The following is a 22,766-nucleotide window of genomic DNA, read 5'->3' as shown; positions in this document are numbered from 1 at the left end:
GCTCGTCCCGTCAGGAAGAGGCACACCCATGCGAAGCCAGGCGATCGAGCGTCCCCGGCGCTCCCACGCGTCCCGCGCACTGAAGGCGACGGCCGCGGCCGTCGTCGCGGCGGTGGTCGGCGCGCTCGTCGTCGTCGTCCCCGCCCAGGCGGCCACGACCGACCGCAGCGAGGCCGAGGCCTCGCTGGTCGGGGGCTCGGGCATCGTCTCGCTCGACCAGGTCGCCGCCCTCGGCGGGGCCTACTCGGCCTTCGGCACGACGCAGAACCCGCCGACGTCGGTCAACCCGCTGAACCTCCGGGCGCTGCAGCTGTTGGACGTCGGGCTCGGCAACGGCATCCGCCTCCTCGGCGGCAACGGACTGCTGACCCTCGGCGGGAACGGGCAGTACGCGAACGCCACCGCGACCGGTGCCACGGCCTCGGCCGGCCTCATCGGCGCCGACGGTTCGATCGCCGCGGGCAACGGCAGCGCGGGGCAGCAGACGACCCTGCGCCTCCAGCCTCTGCTCGCCCAGGTGCCGGCCACCCAGGGCGTCGTCAGCGACGTCACCCTGCAGCTCGGTGCGCTCTCGTCGCAGATCACCCAGCAGCGCGGGGCCACCGCGGGCACACCCACGACGGCCTACCAGGTCGCCGGAGCCCGGTACACGCTCACCAGCCCCGCGGTCGCGGGAGTCACCTCGTCGCTGCGCACCACGGTCACCGGTCTGGGCACCACGGTCAACGGCGTCACCGGCAGCGCGGCCGTCAGCGGCCTCGCGACCTCGATCACCGGTCCGCTCACCACGGCCGTGAACGGCCTGCCCCTCGGCGGCGCCGTCACCCTCGGCCAGCCCACGGGGGGCGCGCGGGCCACCGTCGACCTCGACTCCACCATCAGCACGGAACTCGCCCGCCCCCTGACGAGCGGGCCGGTCACCATCACACCGAGCACGGGTCGGGTCGTCATCGACCTCGGTGCCCTCAACGGCCTGCCCGCGAACAGCGACCTCCTGCGGCCCGCGACGATCACCGCCATCACGAACGGCATCACCGACATCCTGCAGAACCAGCTGCCGACGAACCTCGTCGCGGCCGCGAACGCGGCCACCCGGCCCCCCGCCGTGACCGTCGACCTCAGCGTCCCCGTCCGCATCGACCTCGGACTCGCGACCGCGAACGAGACGCTGACCACCCGCACCGTGACGACCATCGGCCAGCTGCTCGACGGCACGACGCCCGCCGCCTCGACGACGGTCCAGGGCACCGGCCTCGTCGGCGCACTCGGCGTCACCGTCCTCCGGGGAGCCCTCCTGCCCGTCGTCGGCACCCTGCTCACCTCGGTCGGCGGTGTGTACTCGCCCCTCGTGAACGGCACGGCGCTCGCCGCGCCGACGACCACCCTGCGCACCACCACCGCCGCCGTCGTCACGACCCTCGCTCCGCTGACCACCCTGCTGAACCAGCTCGTCCGCGTCACGATCAACGCCCAGGACGGCGACGGTTTCCGTGACGGGCGGGGCACCGACGCGGGCTCGAGCTCCGTCCACGCGGTCAGCCTCTCGGTCCTGCCGCTCGTGAACGCGTCCCGGGTCGACCTCGCCACCTCCACCGTCCGGGCTGCGGCCCTCGTCCCCCTGAGCATCCCCACGCCCACCGCCGGTCAGGTGTTCGTCGTGCCGACCGCTCCCGGAGCCACCCGCAGCGTCGTGCTGACCGGTGCCGGCGAGCCCGGCGCCACCGTCAGCGTCGACCTGGGCGCCGGTCTCACGGGCACCGGCACGGTGGCCGCGGACGGCAGCTGGAGCGTGACCGTCGCGACCGTGCCCGCGGGAGCGTACAGCGCCTCCGTGACCCAGGCCCTCGGCACCGCGACCACCGGTCCGGTCACGCGCGACCTCACCGTCGTCGCCCAACAGCCGCTCGTCGTCCCCGCACCCACCGCCGGACGCGTCTTCACCGTCCTCGACGCCGACTCCACGACCCCCGTGATCGTCTCGGGCACCGCCACCCCCACGGCCACCGTCGCCGTCGACCTGGGTGGCGGCCGCACGGCCACCGCGCTCGTCGCCGCGGACGGCACCTGGACGACGACCGTCCCGGGCGTGCCCGTCGGCGGCTACACCGCGTCCGTGACGCAGGCCGTCGGTGCCGACGTCTCCGCCGCCGTGACGCGGGCCTTCAGCGTCGTCGCCGGCGCGGGCCTCACGATCACGAGCCCGACCTCCGGCACGCAGTACCGTCTGCCCGGCGCCGACTCGACCCGTGACGTCACCGTCTCGGGCACCGGTCAGGCCGATGCCCCCGTCGCCGTCTCGCTCGGCGGCGGCCGCGACCTCACCGCGACGGTCGCCGCCAACGGCACCTGGTCCGTGACCTTCCCGGCCCTGCCGGTCGCCGCCTACACGGCCAGCGCGACGCAGACGGTGGGAGGCGCGGTGTCCGCCCCGCAGACCACCGACTTCACCCTCGTGGCCGCGACCGGCGTGACGATCTCGACGCCTGCGCCCGGTGCGACCCTCACGGTCGCCGACGCCACCTCGACCACCCCGGTCACGGTGACGGGAGCCGCCGAGCCGAACGCCCCCGTCCGGGTCGACCTGGGCGACGGCTACGTGGCCACGACGACGGCCGACGGCACGGGCGCCTGGTCGGCGACCGTCTCGTCCGTGCCCGTCGGGCCCCGGACGGTCAGCGTCACGCAGACGGTCGCCGGCGTCGTCTCGGTGCCGGTCACGCAGCCGCTGACGGTCGCCGCCGGTGCGCCGCTCGTCATCGACGCCCCGGCCGAGGGCACCACGGTGCGCGTGGCCGACAGCGCCTCCTCGACCACCCTGACCGTCTCGGGCACCGCCCAGGCCGGCGCCGACGTCCGCGTCGACCTCGGCGACGGCCTGACCGGCCGGGTCACGGCGGACGCCACGACCGGCGCCTGGTCGGTGGACGTCGCCGGCGTGCCCGTCGGTCAGCGCGCGATCTCGGCGACGCAGACCGTCGGCGGCACCGTGTCGCCTGCGCAGACGCGCGTCGTGACGATCGTCGCCGGGACCCCGGTCGCCATCTCGACGCCGGCCCCCGGGGCCACGATCCCGATCGTCGGCGGCACCACGGCCGACGTGACCGTCACCGGCACGGCCGACCCGGGGGCGACCGTCACGGTCGGCCTCGGCGCCGGCTTCGAGGTGCCGGCCACGGTCGACCCCGCCACGGGCGCCTGGACCGTCGTCATCCCGGACGTCCCCGCCGGTGTCCGCACGCTCGGTGCGACGCAGACCCTCGGCGGAACCACCTCCGCGCCGGTGACCCAGCCGCTGACGATCGCGCAGGGCACGCCCCTGGCCGTCACGGCACCGCTCGACGGCGCCGAGTACTTCGTCCCGGGACCGCAGGACACGACGCCCGTCGTCGTCTCGGGCACGGGCCAGGTCGGGGCGACCGTCGCGGTCGACCTCGGCGACGGGCTCGTCGGCCAGGTGGTCGTCCCGGCCTCGGGCCAGTGGTCCGTGACCGTCGCCGGTGTCCCGGTCGGTCCGCACACGGTCTCGGTGACCCAGAGCGTCAACGGCTCCACCTCGGACGCCGCCACGCGGGACATCCAGGTCGGCGTCGGCGGCGACGTCGTCATCACGCCGCCCGTCCCCGGCACCCAGCTGGTCGTCGCCGACGACCAGGGGCCCGCTCCGGTCACCATCGCGGGCACCGGCGTGGCCGGTCTGCCCGTCACCGTGACGGTGGACGGCGTCGACCAGGCCCCGGTCGCCACCGACCCGCAGGGCGCCTGGTCCCTCGTCCTGACCGGGGTCGCCGTCGGCGACCACGTCGTGGGCGCGAGCCAGCAGCAGGGCCCCGACCTCCTCGAGGCCGAGCCGACGGACTTCTCGGTGGTCTCGGCCGAGGCCGACCTCACCATCACCGCACCCGGTGACGGCGACGTCATCACGGTCGCCGGCACCGGCAGCACCACCGCCGTCGTCGTGACCGGCACGGCCTACCCCGGTGCGTCCGTCGTGGTCACGCTGGCCGGTGTGAGCACCCCGACGACCGCCGGGGCCGACGGGCTCTGGACCGTCACGGTCCCCGGCGTCCCCGTCGGTGACCAGGTCGCCTCCGCGACCCAGACGGTCGGCGGCACGACGAGCACCGAGCCCGTGACCCGGGCCTTCGAGGTCGTCCCCGGAGCGGACGTGGTCATCACGACGCCTGACGCCGACGTCCGCTACGTCGTCGCCTCGCCCGCGGCCACGCAGGACGTCCCGGTCGCCGGGACCGCCCAGCCGGGCGCTCGGATCCCCGTGACCCTCGACGGCGTCGCGGTCGGCAGCACCCTCGCCGACCCCACGCCGGGCGCCTGGGCGGTCACCCTCGTCGGCATCGGCGTCGGCGAGCGGGTCCTCGGGGCCTCTCAGACGGTGCGGGACACCGTCCAGCAGGCCGACACGCGCGTCGTGACGATCGACCCGGCCGCCCCGCTCACCATCGTGGCCCCGGCCGACGGCGTCCCGATCGTCCTCGCCGACCCGACCTCGACCACGACCCTCGTCGTGTCGGGCCAGGCCGAGCCGGGCGCGGTCGTCCGCGTCGACCTCGGCGACGGCGTCTCCGACACGGTCACGGCCGGCACCACGACCGGCGCCTGGTCGATCTCGTTCGACGACGTCCCCGTCGGCACACGGACGATCGTCGCGACCCAGACGGTCGGCACCTCGGTCTCGGCCCCCGAGACGCGGGTGGTGCAGATCCTCGCCGGTGCCCCCCTCGTCGTCGTCGCTCCCGCCGACGGTTCCGTCGTCGACGTGGCCGGACCGGACGTCGTCTCGACGGTGACGGTCTCGGGAACCGCGGCCGCGGGTGCCACCGTCGACGTGGTCCTGGACCCCGTGACCGGTGCCGACCTCGTCGCGACCGTCGCGGCGGACCCCACCACCGGCGCCTGGTCGGTGGACGTGGCCGGCGTGCCCGTCGGTGCGGTCGGCCTGTCGGCCACGCAGAGCATCGGCGGGACCACCTCGCCGGCGCAGGAGAGCTCGTTCGAGGTCCGCGCGGCCGCCCCGGTCGTCATCGTCGACCCGGACGACTCCGTCTTCACCGTGCTCGACCCGGCCGGCACCATCGACGTCCCCGTCTGGGGTACGGCGTCCCCGGGTGCCGAGGTCTCGGTCCGGCTGAACGGGGGAGCGGCCGTCACCACGCCCGCCGCCCCCGCCTCGGGTGACTGGTCCGTCGTCTTCGCCGACCTGCCCGTCGCCACCTACCAGGTGACGGCCTCGCAGGCCGTGGCCGGCACGACCTCGACCCCGGTCCTGGCGACCTTCGAGATCGTGGTCGGCGACGAGCTGACCGTGCTGCAGCCCACGCCCGGTGCCGTCGTGACGGTCGCCGACGCGACCGCCTCGACCGCCGTCACGGTCAGCGGCACGGCCGAGCCGGGGGCGACCGTCCGCGTCGACCTCGGCGACGACCTCGTGGCCTCGACGACCGCCGACCCGACCACCGGCGCCTGGAGCGTCGTCGTGGCGGGCGTCACGGTCGGCGAGCGCACGCTCACCGCCACCCAGGCGCTCGGCACCTCGGTGTCGCCCGCCGTCACGCAGCCCCTCTCGGTGGTCCCCGCCGCCGCGGTCGTCATCGAGGCCCCCGCCGTCGGGACCGTCGTGGCGGTGGCCACGCCGGACGCCACGACCGACCTGGTCGTCTCGGGCACGGCCGAGCCGGGCGCCTCGATCGGCGTCGACCTCGGCGACGGCCTGACCGCCACGACCACGGTCGACGGAACGACCGGCGCGTGGAGCGTCACCGTGCCGGGAGTCCCGGTCGGCGACCGCACCATCGCGGTCACCCAGACCGTCGACGGCTCGACCTCGACCCCGGTCACGCGGGACGTGTCGATCGTCGTGGCCCCCGCCGCGCCCACGATCGTCACCCCGACCCCGGGTGCGACGGTCTCCCTGCTCGACCCGGCCGGCACCACGTCGGTCGTCGTCGCGGGCACCGGTGAGCCCGGCGCCACCATCGCCGTCTCGCTCGGCACGGGCCTCACGGCCGGTGCCACCGTCGGGCCCGAGGGCGACTGGCAGGCGACCGTCGACGGAGTCCCCGTCGGCGACCACACCCTGACCGCCACGCAGACGATCCGGGGCGCGACCTCGGCCGCAGCGACGCAACCGTTCACGGTCGCGGCGGCGGCGGGGCTCGTCGTCGACCGGCCCCCCGACGGCACGACGGTCGTCGTGCTCGCCGCGGGCGACACGGCCCCGGGGGGCGCGGCCGGCCCGGCCCAGCCCGGAGCGACCGTCACGGTCGACCTCGGTGACGGCCTGGTCGGGACGGTCGTGGCCGACCCGACGACCGGTGCCTGGAGCGTCACGGTCGACGGCGTGCCGGTCGGCGACCGCACCGCCTCGGTCACCCAGACCGTCGACGGCGCCGTGTCGACCCCGATAACGCGGGACGTGTCGGTCGTCGTGGCCGCTCCCGTGACGATCACCTCGCCGCCCGCCGGGTCGTCGATCGTCGTGGAGGACGCCGACGACACCACGGACGTCACGGTCGTCGGCACGGGTCAGCCCGGTGCGACGGTCGTGGTCGCGGTGGGCGACGACCTCTCCGAGACGACCACGGTGACCCCCGAGGGCACCTGGACCGTCACGGTGGGCGACGTGCCCGTCGGCTCGTACCCGGTCGTCGTCACGCAGACGGTCCCGGCCGGTTCGACGACTCCCGCCACCCAGCAGCTCGACGTCCTGGTCGGCACGCCGGTCTCGATCACCGAGCCCGCCCCGGGTGCCACCGTCGTCGTCCTCGACGGTCAGACGACGCCGGTCACGGTGTCGGGCACCGCCCAGCCCGGCGCGACCGTCACGGTCTCGCTCGGCGACGACCTGACCCAGGCCGTCCCGGCCGACCCGACGACGGGGGCGTGGACCGCGACCTTCGACGCCGTGCCGGGGGGCGCCGGACCGATCTCGGGGGTGCAGCAGTACGGCACCGGCACGACGGTCCCCGTGCCCCGGCCGGTCGCGGTGGTCGCGGCAGCCCCGATCGAGATCACCGACCCGGCGACGGGCACGCGCCTCCTCGTGCTGTCCGCCGACTCGACGGTGGACCTGCCGGTGACCGGTTCGGCGCAGGTCGGCGCGACCGTCGCGGTGACGCTCGACGACGGCACGGCCGTCACGGTCGACGTCGACGACGACGGCACCTGGACGACCAGCTTCGCGGGGGTCGGCGTGGGCGAGCACGTGGTGTCCGCGACGCAGACCGTCGCCGGGGCCGAGTCGGCTCCGGTGACGACCACGGTCGTCGTCGAGGCCGCCGCCGCGCTGACCGTCACGGCACCGACCGACGGGCAGCAGTACCAGGCGGGCGACTCCGGCACCGCGCCGGTCGTCGTCCGCGGCCAGGGACAGCCGGGCGCGCCCGTCGCCGTCACGGTCGACGGGGGAGACCCCGTCACCACGACGGTCGACGACGCGGGCTCGTGGCAGGTGCCGGTCGTGCTCGCCACCGGGACGCACACCGTCTCGGTCGTGCAGACCGTCGGCGACGAGACCAGCGTCCCGGTCGAGGTGCAGGTCGTCATCGTGCCCGCCCCGGCCGACCCCGCCGTCGCCCCGACCATCACCTCGCCCGCCGACGGGCAGCTCGTGACCGCCGCCGACGGTGACGGCTTCGTCGACCTGCCGGTCACCGGCACGGGCGAGCCCGGAGCCACCGTCACGGTCTCCGTCGGCGGCACCACGCGGACGGCGATCGTCACGGACGGCGGCACCTGGTCGGTGACCCTGCCGGCGGTCCCGGTCGGCACGCGCACCGCGATCGTCGAGCAGAGGGTCGCAGGCGTGGTCACCGGCAGTGCGTCGGTGGACGTCGTCCTCGCCCCCGCCGCCGAGGTCGCCCCGCTCGTGGTGACCTCGCCCGAGCAGGGGTCGATCCTGCCCTCGGGCACGGAGGGCACGGCCGACGTCCTGGTCGACGGTTCGGCCCAGCCGAACGCCTCCGTGGCCGTCAGCCTGGACGGCGGTCTGCCGGTCACGGTCGACGTGGACGCCGACGGCGTCTGGTCGACCACGCTGGTGGGCGTCGAGCCGGGGCAGCACAGCCTGTCCGTGACCCAGACCGTGGGAGGCGCGGTGTCGGCACCCGAGACCGTCGTGTTCACGGTCACCGCGGCCGCGAACACCGACGCCGTCGTCATCACCTCGCCCGCTCCGGACGCGTTGATCGCCGACGCCGACGACGACGGCGTCGAGGACGTCACGGTGACGGGCACCGGCACACCCGGTGCGCTCGTCACGGTCGACCTCGGAGAGGGGACGACGCAGATCACGATCGTCGCCGACGACGGCACCTGGACGGTGACGTTCGCGGGCGTCCCGGTCGCCGCCTACGTGCTCACCGCCACGCAGACCGCGGACGCGGGCACGACGACGGCCACCCAGGACCTCGTCATCGCCGCGATCGATCCGATCGTGATCACGAGCCCGCTGCCGGGATCGGTGTTCCCGGCCGGTCAGGACGGCACCGCGACCGTGACGACCACGGGTACGGCCGAACCCGGCGCGACCGTCACGGTCCAGCTCGACGCGGGGGACGCCGAGGGCGTCACGGTCGACGACGTCGCCGCGGCCGCGGTCCTCGCCGCGGATCGCGTCCTGGTCGTCACGGCGGACGCGGCGGGTGACTGGACGGTCGTCTGGGAGGACGTGGCCGTCGGGCCGCACGTGGTCGACGCGACGCAGACCGTGGCGGGAGCCACCTCGGCCCCGGTCACGACCGGCTTCACGGTGACGGCGGCGGCCAGCACGCCGGGCACGCCGGGCACGCCGGGCACGCCGGGCACGCCGGGTACGCCGGGTACGCCGGGTACGCCGGGTACGCCGGGTACGCCGGGTACGCCCGGGACCCCGGGCTTCCCGGGTCTGCCCGGTGCGGGCGGCGGCTCCGGCGACGGGATCAGCGGGGTCGCGACCACGGGCGTCATGGGGCTCGCGTACACGGGCTCCGACGTCCTCGGTGGGTTCTCGCTCGGGGCCTTCGCCCTCCTGCTCGGGCTGGCGCTGGTGCGTCTGCGTCGACGGGGGAGCAACGTGACGGAGTAGCCGGAACGGCGCGTCGCACCGGAGGGTCCGTCGTCTCGACGGGCCCTCCGGTGCGTCCGGGCGGGCCCCGCACCGGACCGGGCGGAGCAGGCCGGCGCCGTCGACCGTTGTCGGTCGCCCCGACTACTCTTGCTCTGTGGTCACCGCCCTGTATCGCCGTTACCGGCCAGAGAACTTCGCCGAGCTCATCGGGCAGACGCAGGTGACCGATCCGCTCCGCACGGCGCTCCGCACCAACCGCGTCAACCACGCCTACCTGTTCAGCGGCCCCCGCGGCTGCGGCAAGACCACGTCGGCCCGCATCCTGGCCCGCTGCCTGAACTGCGCCCAGGGCCCGACCGACACCCCGTGCGGCGTCTGCGCGTCGTGCGTCGAGCTCTCCCGCGACGGCGGCGGCTCGCTCGACGTCATCGAGATCGACGCGGCCAGTCACAACGGTGTCGACGACGCCCGCGACATCCGCGACCGGGCCGTGTTCGCCCCGGCCCGCGACCGGTTCAAGATCTTCATCCTCGACGAGGCCCACATGGTCACCCCGCAGGGCTTCAACGCCCTGCTGAAGGTCGTCGAAGAACCGCCCGAGCACGTCAAGTTCATCTTCGCGACCACGGAGCCCGACAAGGTGATCGGCACGATCCGGTCGCGCACGCACCACTACCCGTTCCGACTCGTGCCCCCGGCCCAGATGCTCGAGTACGTCCACGAACTCTGCGAGAGCGAGTCGGTCGAGGCGGCCCCCGGCGTGCTCCCGCTCGTGGTCCGTGCCGGCGGCGGGTCGGTGCGCGACACCCTCTCCCTCCTCGACCAGCTGATGGCCGGCAGCGAGAACGGCGCGATCGAGTACGAGCGCGCCGTCGCCCTGCTCGGGTACACCCACGCCTCGCTGCTCGACGACGTCGTCGAGGCGCTCGGCGCCCGCGACGGTGCCGCGGCCTTCGCGGCCGTCGACCGTGTCGTCCAGACCGGGCAAGACCCTCGGCGGTTCGTCGAAGACCTGCTCGAGCGCCTGCGCGACCTCATCGTCGTCGGGGCGACCGTCGAGGGCGCGTCGGCCGTGCTGCGGGGCGTCACCGCCGACGAGCTCGACCGTCTCGTGCACCAATCGCACGCTTTCGGTGCCGCCGAGCTGTCGCGATCGGCAGACGTCGTCAACCGCGCCCTCACCGACATGACCGGGGCGACGTCGCCTCGCCTGCACCTCGAACTGATGATCGCGCGCGTCCTCGTCCCCGAGAGCGACCAGACGGGCCGGGGTGCCCTCGCCCGGGTCGAGCGTCTCGAACGACGCGTCGGCGTCGAGGGTCCCGGCTCCGCCTCGTCGTCGGCATCCGGTCCGTCGACCGCGGCACACCCGACCGAGGTCGGGCCCGCCTCGGGTCGATCGGCGCCCGCCGTCGTGTCGTCGGCTCCGGTCTCGACCGCTCCTGCCGTGACGTCTCCTTCCGCAGCGCCCGTCGAGGCCACTCCGTCGACCGAGGCGGCCGGTGGTCCGTCGGCCGTCGAGAGCGCGACCGCGTCCTGGGCGACGGCGGCCCCGTCGGCCCCTGTCGAGCCCGTCGGCTCCGCAGCTCCGGCGACGACCGAACCCGCGCCTCCGTCCGCGCCGCACTCGGCCGCCTGGGCACAGACCCCCGACTCCGGCCAGGGCGCCGGGTCCGGCGCGGCCCCCGTCACGCTCCAGCAGATGCGCGACAGCTGGCCCGAGATCGTCGAGGTCGTCCAGAAGGCGAGGCGCACGGCCTGGATGGTCGTCGTCACGGCCACCGTCGTCGACTTCGCCGACGACGTGCTCACGCTGGCCTTCCCCAGCGCCAACGACGTCGAGAGCTTCAAGCGTCCCCAGGGGGCGGCCGAGGGCGTCAGCGAGTACCTGCGACGGGCGATCGTCGACGTGCTCGGCGTCAAGGTCAAGTACATCGCCCGGGTCGAGGGTGACGGGCCCGCGGGGCCCACCCCCACCGGTGCGCCGCCCGTCGACGCGTCCGTCCCGACCGCTGCGTCGACCCCCCGACGAGACACCGGCCGGTCGGCCGCACCGGCGACCGACGGCGGGCGGCAGGCTTCCGCTCCGTCACCTCAGGGGTCGACGCCGGCCGAGACGGGCCGCACGACGGCCGCCGCCGCAGAACCGGCAGCGCCCGACGACTCCGCGGCGCCGGCCGCGAGTCCTCCCCGCACGCCGGCACCGGCCACGAGGTCTGCGTCCGCCGAGCGGTCCAGCGCCCCGGCGTCCGCGTCCGTCGCCCGGCCCGGCGCCCCGGCGCCCGTCACCGGGTGGGACGTCGCCACCATCCCGCAGGCCCCGCCTCCCGAGCCCGACGAGCCCGAGCACATCACCGAAGAGCCGCCGGGGGGCGTCCCGACGGTCGACGCTGCGCCTCCGCCGCCCGAGGCCGACGCGTCCCCGGTCGGCCGCTCCGTCGCCGGTGCGCCGTCTTCCGCAGCCACGGCCTCGACCCCGGCGCCGGCGGCTCCGGCCGCCTCCACGAGTGCCGGCCCGTCGGTGGCCGAGCGTCGCGCGGCCACCGGCGACCCGCGTCGGGGCATCCCCACCGGGTCGCGCTACGGCGAGGCCGTCGTGCGCGAGATCCTCGGCGCCCAGTTCATCGAAGAAGAGACGATCGCCCCCCGGGTCACGCCTCAGAGAAGCGAGTAGCGCGTGTACGAAGGCATCGTCCAAGAGCTGATCGACGAGTTCGGTCGCCTGCCGGGCATCGGGCCCAAGTCGGCGCAGCGCATCGCGTTCCACATCGTTCAGAACGAGTCGTTCGACACGTCCCGCCTGGCCGAACTCCTCGTCGACGTCAAGACCAAGGTGCGTTTCTGCGAGATCTGCGGCAACGTCAGCGAGCAAGAGACCTGCAACATCTGCCGTGACCCGCGTCGTCCGCCCGCCACGATCTGCGTCGTCGAAGAGGCGAAGGACGTCCAGGCCATCGAGCGCACGCGGGAGTTCCGCGGGCTGTACCACGTGCTCGGCGGTGCGATCAGCCCCATCGACGGCATCGGTCCCGATGACCTGCGCATCCGCCAACTCGTCCAGCGCCTGGCCGACGACACCGTGCAAGAGGTCATCATCGCGACCGACCCCAACCTCGAGGGCGAGGCGACGGCGACGTACCTCTCGCGCATGCTCGCGCCCTTCGGGCTCCGGGTCACCCGGCTGGCCTCGGGCCTCCCCGTGGGCGGCGACCTCGAGTACGCCGACGAGGTCACGCTCGGCCGCGCCTTCGAGGGCCGTCGCCTCGTCTCCGAATGACGACCCGCGCCTCCTGAACCCGCCCCGCGCCTCCTGAACCCGCCCTGCGCACGCCTGTCGGTCAGAGACGGGCGCGCCGCGCCCGCACGACGCAGTACGCGCCGTAGGCCATGAGCCCCAGGGCGACGGCCGTCAGCACCACCACGCCGAACGGCAGGGCCGCGAGGGCCCTGAGCGCGCCGTCGAGTCCCGTGGCCTCGCTCGGGTCCGAGGTGACGGCCGCGACCGCGAACAGCACGCCGACGACGCCGAGGGCGATGCCCTTGGCCACGTAGCCGGTCACCCCGAGGGCGACCGTGCCGCGCCCGGTGGCACCGCCCGGCAAGGACAGGTCCTCGCGGAACTTCTGCTTCACGCCCTTGACCACGAAGTACGCCCCGATGGCCACGATGGCGAGCGCGACGACGACGAGCAGCACGACGCCCCCGGGCGCGGCGAGCAGCCGTGCGCTGAGCGTCTGGGTCTGCCCCGAGCTGTCCGACGACGAGCCCCGGGCGAAGGTGAAGGCCGTGAAGCCCACCGCGAGGTAGGCCACGCCCTTGCCGCCCTCCTTCGCGCGTTCGGCCCAGGCGTCCTTGTCCGTGCCCCGGACGAGAGCGGCCTCGAGCAGTTGGAAGAGGCCGAGCCCCCACAGGCCCACGACGATGAGCCACAGCAGGACGACCCCGCCCGGATGCGACGCGAACTGCCCGAGGGCGCCTCCCTGGTCGGCCTCGCCGCCACCGCCGAACGCCACGCCGAGCGCGATCACGCCGATCACGACGTGCAGCAGGCCGTTCATGGCGAACCCGATGCGGGCGGCGGTCGTGAGGGCTCGGCTGTCCTGGAGGCGGCTGGCGGCGCCCCGGGCCTGGTCGGTGGTGTCGGGCATCGGTCCACCGTAGGGGAGAGGCGTCGACGCCGCCCTCGGTGCTCCGACGCGCGACCCCTCGTGCTCGTCCGCGAGACACCGAGCCGTGTGCGTCACACGCTCTCGACACCGAATAGAATCGCCGGACGCAGGCGTGAGCCGTCCTCCGGCGCGCCCAGTCCCCTTCTCAGGAGTCACCGTGAGCTTGATCGTGCAGAAATTCGGCGGGTCGTCCGTCGCCGATGCCGAGAGCATCAAGCGCGTCGCCAAGCGCATCGTCGAAACGCGCAAGGCGGGCAACGACGTCGTCGTGGCCGTCAGCGCGATGGGCGACACGACCGACGAGCTGCTCGACCTGGCCAACGAGGTCAGTCCGCTCCCCGGCGGCCGCGAGCTCGACATGCTGCTCACCGCGGGCGAGCGCATCAGCATGGCCCTGCTCGCCATGGCGATCCGCAGCCTGGGCGTCGAGGCCCGCTCGTACACGGGCAGCCAGGCCGGCATGATCACCGACGCCCAGCACGGCAAGGCCCGCATCGTCGACGTCACGCCCGGCCGGGTGCGTGACGCCCTCGACGCCGGGTACGTGGCGATCGTCGCCGGCTTCCAAGGGTTCAACCGGTCCACGGGCGACATCACGACCCTCGGCCGAGGCGGCTCCGACACGACGGCCGTCGCCCTCGCCGCGGCGCTCGACGCCGACGTGTGCGAGATCTACACCGACGTCGACGGCGTCTTCACGGCCGACCCGCGCGTCGTGCCCAAGGCTCGCAAGCTCGACCGCGTCACCAGCGAAGAGATGCTCGAGCTCGCCGCCGCCGGGTCGAAGGTGCTCTACATCCGTGCCGTCGAGTACGCCCGGCGTCACGGGGTCACCCTGCACGTCCGCTCGTCGTTCAACAACAACGAGGGCACGCTCGTCGTCAACCCGAAAGAGGGAGAGAACGTGGAAGAACCCATCATCAGCGGGGTCGCGGGTGACCTCAGCGAGGGCAAGATCACCGTCGTGGGCGTCCCCGACGTGCCGGGAAAGGCCGCCCAGATCTTCCGCACGGTCGCGAAGACCGGCGCCAACATCGACATGATCGTGCAGAACGTGTCGGCGGCGTCGACCAGCCGCACCGACATCTCGTTCACCCTGCCGAAGTCCGAGGGCGCCGTCGTGCTCCAGGCCCTCGAGTCCGACCGGGCCGAGATCGGCTTCGAGTCGCTGCAGTACGACGACCAGATCGGCAAGCTCGCGCTCGTCGGTGCGGGGATGCGCACCAACGCCGGCGTCTCGGCGCGACTGTTCACGGCCCTGTTCGAGGCCGGCATCAACATCGAGATGATCTCGACCAGCGAGATCCGCATCTCGGTGGTCACCCGGGCCGACACCCTGAACGACGCCCTCCGTGTCGTCCACACGGCCTTCGGCCTCGACGCCGAGGGCGCCGCGGTCGTCCACGGCGGCGCCGGCCGCTGACGCGACCAGGCCGTCGACCAGGAGGCGCGCGCGGCTCCCGCCCCGCCCCTCCCGCCCCTGCGCCCGCCGTACCGGAGCCCGCACCACCGAACCCTGCACCACCGAACCCCAGGAGGCACCCATGGCCGAAGGACTGCGCGTCGGCGTGATCGGCGCGACCGGACAGGTCGGCAAGGTCATGCGCACGCTGCTCGACGAGCGCGACTTCCCGGTCGCCGAGATCCGCTTCTTCGCCACCGCCCGGTCGGCGGGCACGACCCTGCCGTTCCGTGGGGTCGAGATCGTCGTCGAGGACGTCGAGACGGCCGATCCCGCCGGTCTCGACATCGCCCTCTTCTCGGCCGGGGCCACGGGCTCGCGGGCCCACGCGCCGCGGTTCGCCGCGGCCGGTGCGCTCGTCATCGACAACTCGAGCGCCTGGCGCATGGACCCCGAGGTGCCCCTGGTGGTCAGCGAGGTGAACCCTCACGCCCTCCGCGACGCGGTGAAGGGCATCGTCGCCAACCCCAACTGCACGACCATGGCGGCCATGCCCGTGCTGAAGGTGCTCGACACCGAGGCCACCCTGCAGCGCCTGATCGTCAGCACCTACCAGGCCGTGTCGGGCAGCGGTCTCGCCGGCGCCGACGAGCTGCTGCAGCAGACCCGTGCCGCGATCGAGGGCGACACCATCGGCCTCGTGCACGACGGTCGCGCGGTCGACCTGCCCGAACCGGTGACGTACGTCCGTCCCATCGCCTTCGACGTCATCCCGCTCGCGGGCAGCATCGTCGACGACGGCACGAACGAGACCGACGAAGAGAAGAAGCTGCGCAACGAGAGCCGCAAGATCCTCGAGCGCCCCGACCTGCTGGTCAGCGGCACGTGTGTCCGGGTGCCGGTCTTCACGGGGCACTCGCTCTCGATCAACGCCGAGTTCGCCTCGGACATCACGGTCGAGCGCGCCGAAGAACTGCTGCGCGACGCCCCCGGGGTCACCCTCACCGACGTCCCGACTCCGCTCGAGGCGGCGGGAGCCGACCCGAGCTTCGTCGGTCGCATCCGTCACGACGAGGGCGTCCCGGGCCACCGTGGGCTCGCGCTCTTCATCAGCAACGACAACCTCCGCAAGGGTGCGGCGCTGAACGCCGTGCAGATCGCGGAGCTGGTCGCCGCCGAGCGCGCCGTCGCCTGATCGCTCGGCGCCGGTGACCCGAGGGGCCGGTGACGCGTCGCACCCCGGTCTCTCGACATCGAGACACCGGGGTGTCGTCGTCTGGTGGCCACCCGGGGGTGCCGAGGGGGCCGGGCCTAGACTGACCCCGTGACCGATGCGAAGAAGCCCGTCGACGTAGCCCTGATCGGGGCCGGCATCATGAGTGCCACCCTCGGTGCCATGATCAAGCAGCTCGAGCCGAGCTGGACGATCCAGATCTACGAGGCGCTGGGCGACGTCGCCCTCGAATCGAGCAACCCCTGGAACAACGCGGGCACGGGCCACTCGGCCCTCTGCGAGCTCAACTACACGCCCGAGCGGTCCGACGGCACCATCGACACCTCGAGCGCCGTCAAGGTCAACGAGCAGTTCCAGGTGTCGCGGCAGTTCTGGTCGTTCCTCGTGGCCGAGAGGGCCCTGCCCCAGCCCGACGCCTTCATCAACTCCACCCCGCACATGAGCTTCGTCTGGGGAGAGAAGAACGTCGAGTACCTCCGCAAGCGCCACGAGGCGCTGCGCGAGCACCCGCTGTTCCAGGGGCTCGAGTTCAGCACCGACGCGTCCGTCATCCGGTCGTGGGCGCCGGTCCTCATCCCCGGGCGGGCGAAGGGGCAGCCCATCGCGGCGACGCGCATCGCCGCCGGGACGGACGTCGACTTCGGGTCGCTCACGCGCCTGCTCTTCACGTACCTGCAGGGCGAGGGGGCGATCCTCGAGGTCGACCACCGCGTCACGAACCTCACGAAGCTCGCCGACGGCACGTGGCGGGTGGCCCTCCGCAAGCAGGTCGGTGGCACGCCGACGACCGTCGACGCACGCTTCGTGTTCGTCGGCGCCGGTGGGGGAGCACTGCACCTGCTGCAGAAGTCGGGCATCGACGAGATCAAGGGCTTCGGCGGGTTCCCGGTCAGTGGCGAGTTCCTGCGCTGCGACGATCCCGCGATCGTCGGCAAGCACCAGGCCAAGGTCTACGGCAAGGCCGCCGTCGGCTCGCCCCCGATGTCGGTGCCGCACCTCGACACCCGTGTCGTCGACGGGCAGGCCAGCCTGATGTTCGGGCCCTACGCTGGCTTCAGCCCGAAGTTCCTCAAGCACGGTTCGATGTTCGACCTGTTCGCGTCGATCCGGGCCCACAACCTCTACCCGATGATCCGCGCCGGGCTCGCCAACCTCTCGTTGGTCAAGTACCTCGTGGGGCAGCTGGCGGCGAGCAAGCAGACCAAGTTCGAGGCGCTGCGCGAGTTCATGCCCGACGCCGATCCGAAGGACTGGTACCGCATCACCGCCGGCCAGCGGGTGCAGGTCATCAAGAAGGACCGCGAGAAGGGCGGGGTGCTGCAGTTCGGCACCGAGGTGATCACGGCGGGCGACGGCACCATCGCGGGTCTGCTCGGCGCGTCCCCCGGGGCGTCCACGGCCGTGCCGATCATGCTCAGCGTGCTCGAACGGTGCTTCCCCGACCGCATCGCGGCGTGGAAGCCCCGACTGAACGCGATGATCCCGACGTACGGCGACGACCTCTCGTCCGACGAGCGGCGGGCCGCCTCGACCATCGGGGCGACCGCCGAGGCGCTGCACATCCACGCCTGACGCCCGAGGCCTGAGGCCCGAGGCCCGAGGCCTGGTGCCGGGCCTCGCGTCCTCGGGGCGAGCGCCCCGGGTTGACCCCACTTCGAACGTGTGTTCGAATGGGGGCATGCGATGGTCCGAGCAAGCGGTCGACACCGAGAACGCCTCGGCGCTGCCCGGTCTGGCGCGGTTGAACAACCTGATCACCTCCGTCACCACGCCCGAGTTCGCGGGGGTGACGTTCCACGAGGTGGTCGCGAAGAGCGCCCTCAACCGCGTCCCGGGCGGCGACTCGGCTCTGCCCTTCGGGTGGACGATCAATCCCTACCGCGGCTGCAGCCATGCCTGCGTTTACTGCTTCGCCCGTCCCACCCACGAGTACCTCGACCTCGACGGCGGCGACGACTTCGACCGGCAGATCGTCGTCAAGGTGAACGTCGCCGAGGTGCTCGCCCGCGAGCTGCACCGTCCCACATGGCAGCACCACCCGGTCGCGCTCGGCACGAACACCGACCCCTACCAACGTGCCGAGGGTCGGTACCGGCTCATGCCCGGCATCATCGCCGCCCTCGCCGACTCGGGCACTCCCTTCAGCATCCTGACCAAGGGCACGCTCCTGCGGCGCGACCTGCCCCTGCTCGCCGAGGCGGCGCAGCACGTGCCCGTCGACCTGGCCATGTCGATCGCCGTCTACGACGACGACCTGCAGCAGTCGGTCGAGCCGGGCACGCCGACGACGGCGGCCCGCCTGGCCACCGTCTCGGCGGCCCGCGAGCTGGGATTGTCCTGCTCGGTCTTCATGATGCCCGTGCTGCCGTACCTCACCGACGGGCTCGACCACCTGCACGCGGCGCTCGCCGCCGTCCGCGACTCGGGTGCTTCGAGCGTCATGTACAGCGCCTTGCACCTCAAACCCGGGGTCAAAGAATGGTGGTTCGCCTGGCTCGAGCGTGAGCACCCCGAGCTCGTGGCCAAATACCGGGCGCTCTACGCCCAGGGCACCTACGCGCCGACGGGGTACCGCTCCTGGCTGGCCGCACGTCTGCGGCCCTTGTTGCGCGAGTACGGCCTCGAGAAGGGGCAGGCCGACCCGGCCACGGGGTCGATGCGCTCCGCGGCGCTCGACGACAGCGCGCGTTCCCTGCGGCTGATGGGACTGAACGGCACCGGCGTCCGCACGGCAGCCGGCGGCACCGCCGCCCTTCCGGGCATCCCCGACCTGACGTCCGGTGCCGGTGGCTCCGCGGTCCCTCGGGCCCTGATCGCGCACGAGCTGCCGGGTGGGGCACGGTCGCAGCCGCGACTGTTCTGAGCCTGCGAGAGCCAGAGGCCGTCGGGCCACGGGGTCGGTAAGCCATGAGGCCGGTGGGTCACTCCCCGGTCGAGTGGAACGGGGCACAAAACGAGCCACCTGCCCGCCCGGCGTGGTCGTTGGCCCCACATGTCGGGGTACAGCCCCGGTCCGCCTTCTGCCATGATCTCTCCTGACCCGAACGAGCCGAGGAGGCCGCATGCTGCTCGGCCTCCCGGCCCACCTCGCGCCCGCGGCCGTCGGCGACTCGGTGTCCAGGGCGTGTCACGCGATCGCGGCCACGGTCCTCGCGGCGGCGGCCGCCCTGCTGCTCACGAAACAGGCCGTCACACCCGACCTGCTGCTCTGGCCGGCCCTGGTCTCACTCGTGCCGTTGGTGGTCCTGCTCGTCGTGGTCGAGCGCACCCGGTCGACCACGGCCCACCTCGCCTACCTGATCGTCGGCACCGCAGCCCTGTACTGGTACGCCGTCACGCTCTTCTCGCAGGTGGCCGCGGTGCAGGCGTCGGACGCCTTCTCGCTGTCGTTGCCCAAGATCGCCCTCATCATGGTCGGCAGCACCGCCGTCGGCCCACGCCGGGGTCTCCTCTGGTCGACGGCCGGATACGCGGCGGGCGAGCTCGCCACGCAGCTGGCGACCTGGCACACGGGAGCCTCCCTCCGGCTCGACGTCACCGCCCTGCTGGCGTTCGTCCTCGTGGCCGTGGTGACGGGCCACGCCGAGGCGTCCCGGGGGCGTGCCCGCGAAGCTCAGCCCCGGCTGCACCGGGCGGCGCTCGAGCAGCAGGTCCAGGGCATCCGCGTCGACATCGAGCAACAGGCGGCCGCCCTCGTCCACGACACGATCCTCGGGCACCTCGCGGCCCTGGCGACCGCCCGCCCCGGTCCCTTGTCGCCCGAGATCGCCCGGTCGATCGCGGCCGACCTCGAGGTGCTCGTGGGGCGGGACTGGCTCTCGCCGGGCTCCGTGCCGCCCGAGGTCGCCGTGAGGGCCGCCGACGCCTGGGAGCGCAGTCGACTGCACGAGGCCGTCGAACGGTCGCGGTCGGGCGGTCTCGAGGTGGCCGTGACGGGCGACGTCTCGGCGGTCGGCCGCCTCGACCCCGTCACCGGGGACGCACTCGGGTTGGCCGTCGCGCAGTGCCTCGTCAACGTGAACCGCCACAGCGGAGCCGACCGGGCCGAGCTCGTCGTCTTCGGCGACGGCACCGACCTCACCGTGATGGTCATCGACGACGGCGTCGGCTTCGACACGGCGGCGGTGGCCCCCGACCGTCCCGGCCTGACGGCGTCCGTCGAGGCGCGTCTCGCGCGCGTCGGCGGTCCCGTGCCGATCTGGTCGTCCCCCGGCAGCGGCCCGTCGATCGTCCTGCGGGTCCCGTTCGCCGTCACGGCACCGGTGGTCGTCGCCGACGACGGTGTGCCCGCATGACCCTCGCCGCCCCTCCTCGACCCGGCGGCCGCGCCTCCGGTCGGTCTCCTCAGCAGGTGGACCCCCTCGGCGCCCTGGCGGCCCGACCGCTCACCCTCGGGGCGGCTCTCGCCGCGGGGCGCGTCGCCGGCGTCGACGCGGGGCTGCGGGCCACCGGCGGGTCCTCGCCGTGGACGGCGGCGGGCGCGCCCGCCGCCGTCGCCGCAGGGGGTGTCGTTCTCGTCGTGGCGGCCACGCCCCTGCGCGCGCCGTTCGGGTCCGGGGCGCTCTGGTGCGTGGCCGGGGCGTGTGCGGCGTCGGGCGTCCTGTCCGCCCTGGCCACGGCCGGCAGCAATCCGTTCGTGCGGGACGACTGGGCGGGGATCGCCGCGGGCGTCCTCCTGCTCGGAGTCGCCCCGTACCGCTCGGCGCGAGAGATCCTCGCCGCCGGAGGTGCCGTGGCCGTGGTCCTCGCCGTCGTGGTCCTCGTCGAGGCACCGGGCTTCGTCACACCCGTGCCCACCGCGTCGTACGTCGTGGTCGCGCTCACGCCGTTGCTCGCCCTGACGGCCGCCTCGGCGACCTTCTCGAACGTCCTCGTCGGGCACGTCGAGGGGTGGGTGTCCCGGGCCACGGGGTTCCGCCGGGCCAGCACCGACGACCTCAGGGTGACCCTCGCCCGGTCGGTCCAGCAGGACCGCGTCACCGTGCTCAACCGCGAGGTCGTGCCGTTCTTCGCGCGGCTGGTCGAGTCCGGTCGGATCGGCGAGGGGGACGCCGACGAGGCACGGCGCGTGGCCGACTCGTTGCGCGCCTCCCTGGTGGCCGACGCCGACGCGACGTGGCTGGCCCGGCGTCTCGCCGCGCCCGGCCGCCGGGTGCCGACCGAGGTCGTCGACCCCGATCGTCTCGCCGATCGCCTCGGCCCCGAGCACCGCACCGCGCTCTGGGCGCTCTTCGCCGCGGTGGACGACGTCGAGGTCGTCGACGCCCGCTCGCTCCGGGTCGAGCTCGAGGCCGAGGAGGCGCGGGTCGACATCGCGATCGAGCTCGCGGTCGAGTCGTCGGCCGCCGCCGCACAGCGGTCGCTCGCCCCCTGTCTGACCGTGCTCCGCCTCGTCTCGGGCGACCTGCGGGTCGACCGGAAACCCTCGCATCTGACACTAAGGTTTTCTTATGACCAGCACTGAGTCGAGCGGTCGCTCGTCCCATCGTCCGGGCTTCGGGAGGCCCGTCGCAGCACCCTCGTGGGCCACCGTCGGCCCGGGTTCCGACGCACCGCCCGCCCGTCGCGTCCGGCTCGCCCTCCTCGACGACCACGAGGTGCTGCTCGACAGCCTGAGCAGCTGGATCAACGTGAACGCCTACGACTTCGACCTCGTCCTCACTGCGCACACCTGGCTGCAGCTGGTGCACAGCGACAACTTCCCGACCGACCTGGTCTTCCTCGACTTCCAGTTGAAAGAGCCGGTCTCGATCGAGGCCCGGGTCCGCACCTGCCGGGCCGCCGGGGCCAAGGTCGTCGTGCTGTCGAGTCTCGACACCCGCGAGTCGCGCGAACGGGCCCTCGAGGCAGGGGCGTCGGCCTTCCTGTCGAAGACCCTGCCGATGCGCGAGGTGATGGACGCCGCCCGCCAGGTCATGGGAGTCGCCCGTGACAACTCGCCTCAGCGCGACTGGCGCCCGCTGCCGGCTGGCGCCGCGAACCAGACCAGGCCCAAGCCCAGCGCCGGCGAGGCCGAGGCGTTCCGGTTGTACGTCTCGGGTTTCAGCACCAACGAGGTCGCCGCGCAGATGAACGTCCAGTACGAGACGGCGAAGACCTTCCTCCGCCGGGTGCGCGAGAAGTACGCCAAGGCCAACCGACCGGCCAGCAAGAAGTCCGAGCTCATCCGTCGGGCGGCCGAAGACGGTTACCTCCAGTAGTGGCCAAGCTCTACTTCCGCTACGGCGCGATGAACAGCGGCAAGAGCACGGCTCTGCTGCAGGCGGCCTACAACTACGAAGAACGCGGTCAGCGCGTGTTGCTCGCCAAGCCGGGGGTCGACACCAAGGGCGACGACGCCATCGTCTCGCGGTTGGGAGTCACCCGGGCCGCGGACGTCACCTTCGCCCCCGACGACGAGGTCCGGCAGGTCTTCCTGGCCCGACGTGACGCGGTGCGCGGCGAGACCGGCTCGGGCCTCGCCTGCCTCCTGGTGGACGAGGCGCAGTTCCTGGCGCCGCACCAGATCGACGACCTGCTCCGCATCGCGATCCTCGACGACGTCCCGGTGCTGGCCTACGGCATCCGGACGGACTTCCGTACCGTCGCCTTTCCCGGCAGCCGACGGCTGCTCGAGGTGGCGCATTCACTCGAAGAGCTCAAGACGATCTGCCGCTGCGGTCGCAAGGCCGTCTTCACGGCGCGCACGGTCGGCGACCGGTTCGTCTTCGACGGCGACCAGGTCGCGATCGACGGCCAGCAGGTCACTTACGAGTCGCTCTGTGGGGCCTGCTACCTCGCCGAGTCCGGCGGCCGCCTCGCCTGACCCGGCCGCTCCACAGGCTCAGAACGACGAGTGGCCCCACCCTAAGGTGGAGCCATTTGCTGTGTCGCCCGAAGGGCGAACCAACGAGCACAAAG

General features: G+C 73.5%; 12 protein-coding genes. 11 read left to right on the top strand and 1 reads right to left on the bottom strand.

What is annotated here, in order from left to right; translation table 11 throughout:
- Positions 1–28 precede the first annotated feature (28 nt).
- The 3 genes from AEQ27_RS10965 to recR all read left to right on the top strand — a co-directional run bounded on the left by AEQ27_RS10965 (position 29) and on the right by recR (position 12,338).
- A complete protein-coding gene (locus tag AEQ27_RS10965) occupies positions 29–9,079 on the top strand; it encodes a hypothetical protein (RefSeq protein WP_054146685.1) in 9,051 nt (3,016 codons plus the stop codon).
- A 136-nt stretch (positions 9,080–9,215) separates the two neighbouring features.
- On the top strand, positions 9,216–11,735 hold the full coding sequence (locus AEQ27_RS10960; RefSeq protein WP_054146684.1) for a DNA polymerase III subunit gamma and tau: 2,520 nt from the start codon (positions 9,216–9,218) through the stop codon (positions 11,733–11,735).
- A gap of 3 nt (positions 11,736–11,738) precedes the next feature.
- Positions 11,739–12,338: a recombination mediator RecR gene (gene recR, locus AEQ27_RS10955; protein WP_054146683.1), complete on the top strand. Its 600-nt coding sequence runs from the start codon at positions 11,739–11,741 to the stop codon at positions 12,336–12,338.
- A gap of 61 nt (positions 12,339–12,399) precedes the next feature.
- Here the strand turns inward: recR and AEQ27_RS10950 are convergent, their stop codons facing one another.
- Complete coding sequence (locus tag AEQ27_RS10950) at positions 12,400–13,209, bottom strand: DUF1206 domain-containing protein (RefSeq protein WP_054146682.1); 810 nt, start codon at positions 13,207–13,209, stop codon at positions 12,400–12,402.
- 178 nt (positions 13,210–13,387) lie between these two features.
- On the opposite strand from AEQ27_RS10950, the gene AEQ27_RS10945 reads away from it, so the two are divergent.
- The 8 genes from AEQ27_RS10945 (at position 13,388) to AEQ27_RS10910 (ending at position 22,671) form a co-directional block, all read left to right on the top strand.
- Positions 13,388–14,653 (top strand): aspartate kinase, encoded by a 1,266-nt coding sequence (locus tag AEQ27_RS10945; RefSeq protein WP_054146681.1) that lies wholly within the window; start codon positions 13,388–13,390, stop codon positions 14,651–14,653.
- 121 nt (positions 14,654–14,774) lie between these two features.
- Positions 14,775–15,827: an aspartate-semialdehyde dehydrogenase gene (locus tag AEQ27_RS10940; RefSeq protein WP_054146680.1), complete on the top strand. Its 1,053-nt coding sequence runs from the start codon at positions 14,775–14,777 to the stop codon at positions 15,825–15,827.
- 129 nt (positions 15,828–15,956) lie between these two features.
- Positions 15,957–17,438 (top strand): malate:quinone oxidoreductase, encoded by a 1,482-nt coding sequence (locus AEQ27_RS10935; RefSeq protein ID WP_082383453.1) that lies wholly within the window; start codon positions 15,957–15,959, stop codon positions 17,436–17,438.
- A gap of 106 nt (positions 17,439–17,544) precedes the next feature.
- Complete coding sequence (locus AEQ27_RS10930) at positions 17,545–18,729, top strand: Rv2578c family radical SAM protein (RefSeq protein ID WP_082383452.1); 1,185 nt, start codon at positions 17,545–17,547, stop codon at positions 18,727–18,729.
- A gap of 199 nt (positions 18,730–18,928) precedes the next feature.
- Positions 18,929–20,161 (top strand): sensor histidine kinase, encoded by a 1,233-nt coding sequence (locus AEQ27_RS10925; RefSeq protein ID WP_054146679.1) that lies wholly within the window; start codon positions 18,929–18,931, stop codon positions 20,159–20,161.
- A complete protein-coding gene (locus tag AEQ27_RS10920) occupies positions 20,158–21,330 on the top strand; it encodes a hypothetical protein (protein WP_152970319.1) in 1,173 nt (390 codons plus the stop codon). The genes AEQ27_RS10925 and AEQ27_RS10920 overlap by 4 nt, the downstream gene beginning before the upstream one ends.
- Positions 21,317–22,066 (top strand): response regulator, encoded by a 750-nt coding sequence (locus tag AEQ27_RS10915; RefSeq protein ID WP_082383451.1) that lies wholly within the window; start codon positions 21,317–21,319, stop codon positions 22,064–22,066. Before AEQ27_RS10920 ends, AEQ27_RS10915 begins: the two co-directional genes overlap by 14 nt.
- Complete coding sequence (locus AEQ27_RS10910; protein ID WP_054146677.1) at positions 22,066–22,671, top strand: thymidine kinase; 606 nt, start codon at positions 22,066–22,068, stop codon at positions 22,669–22,671. The genes AEQ27_RS10915 and AEQ27_RS10910 overlap by 1 nt, the downstream gene beginning before the upstream one ends.
- Positions 22,672–22,766: the final 95 nt, after the last annotated feature.

The sequence above is a fragment of the Frigoribacterium sp. RIT-PI-h genome, assembly GCF_001297205.1.
Classification (GTDB): domain Bacteria; phylum Actinomycetota; class Actinomycetes; order Actinomycetales; family Microbacteriaceae; genus Frigoribacterium.
The sequence above is the reverse complement of the archived record's forward strand: the minus strand, read 5'-3'. Positions and strand labels throughout refer to the sequence as shown.

What these genes read in the sequence shown, in the direction of transcription:
- AEQ27_RS10915 (WP_082383451.1), top strand. Translation starts at nt 21,317, where the DNA reads ATGACCAGCACTGAGTCGAGCGGTCGCTCGTCCCATCGTCCGGGCTTC.
- AEQ27_RS10950 (WP_054146682.1), bottom strand. Translation starts at nt 13,209, where the DNA reads ATGCCCGACACCACCGACCAGGCCCGGGGCGCCGCCAGCCGCCTCCAG.
- AEQ27_RS10930 (WP_082383452.1), top strand. Translation starts at nt 17,545, where the DNA reads ATGCGATGGTCCGAGCAAGCGGTCGACACCGAGAACGCCTCGGCGCTG.
- AEQ27_RS10925 (WP_054146679.1), top strand. Translation starts at nt 18,929, where the DNA reads ATGCTGCTCGGCCTCCCGGCCCACCTCGCGCCCGCGGCCGTCGGCGAC.
- AEQ27_RS10920 (WP_152970319.1), top strand. Translation starts at nt 20,158, where the DNA reads ATGACCCTCGCCGCCCCTCCTCGACCCGGCGGCCGCGCCTCCGGTCGG.
- AEQ27_RS10965 (WP_054146685.1), top strand. Translation starts at nt 29, where the DNA reads ATGCGAAGCCAGGCGATCGAGCGTCCCCGGCGCTCCCACGCGTCCCGC.
- AEQ27_RS10940 (WP_054146680.1), top strand. Translation starts at nt 14,775, where the DNA reads ATGGCCGAAGGACTGCGCGTCGGCGTGATCGGCGCGACCGGACAGGTC.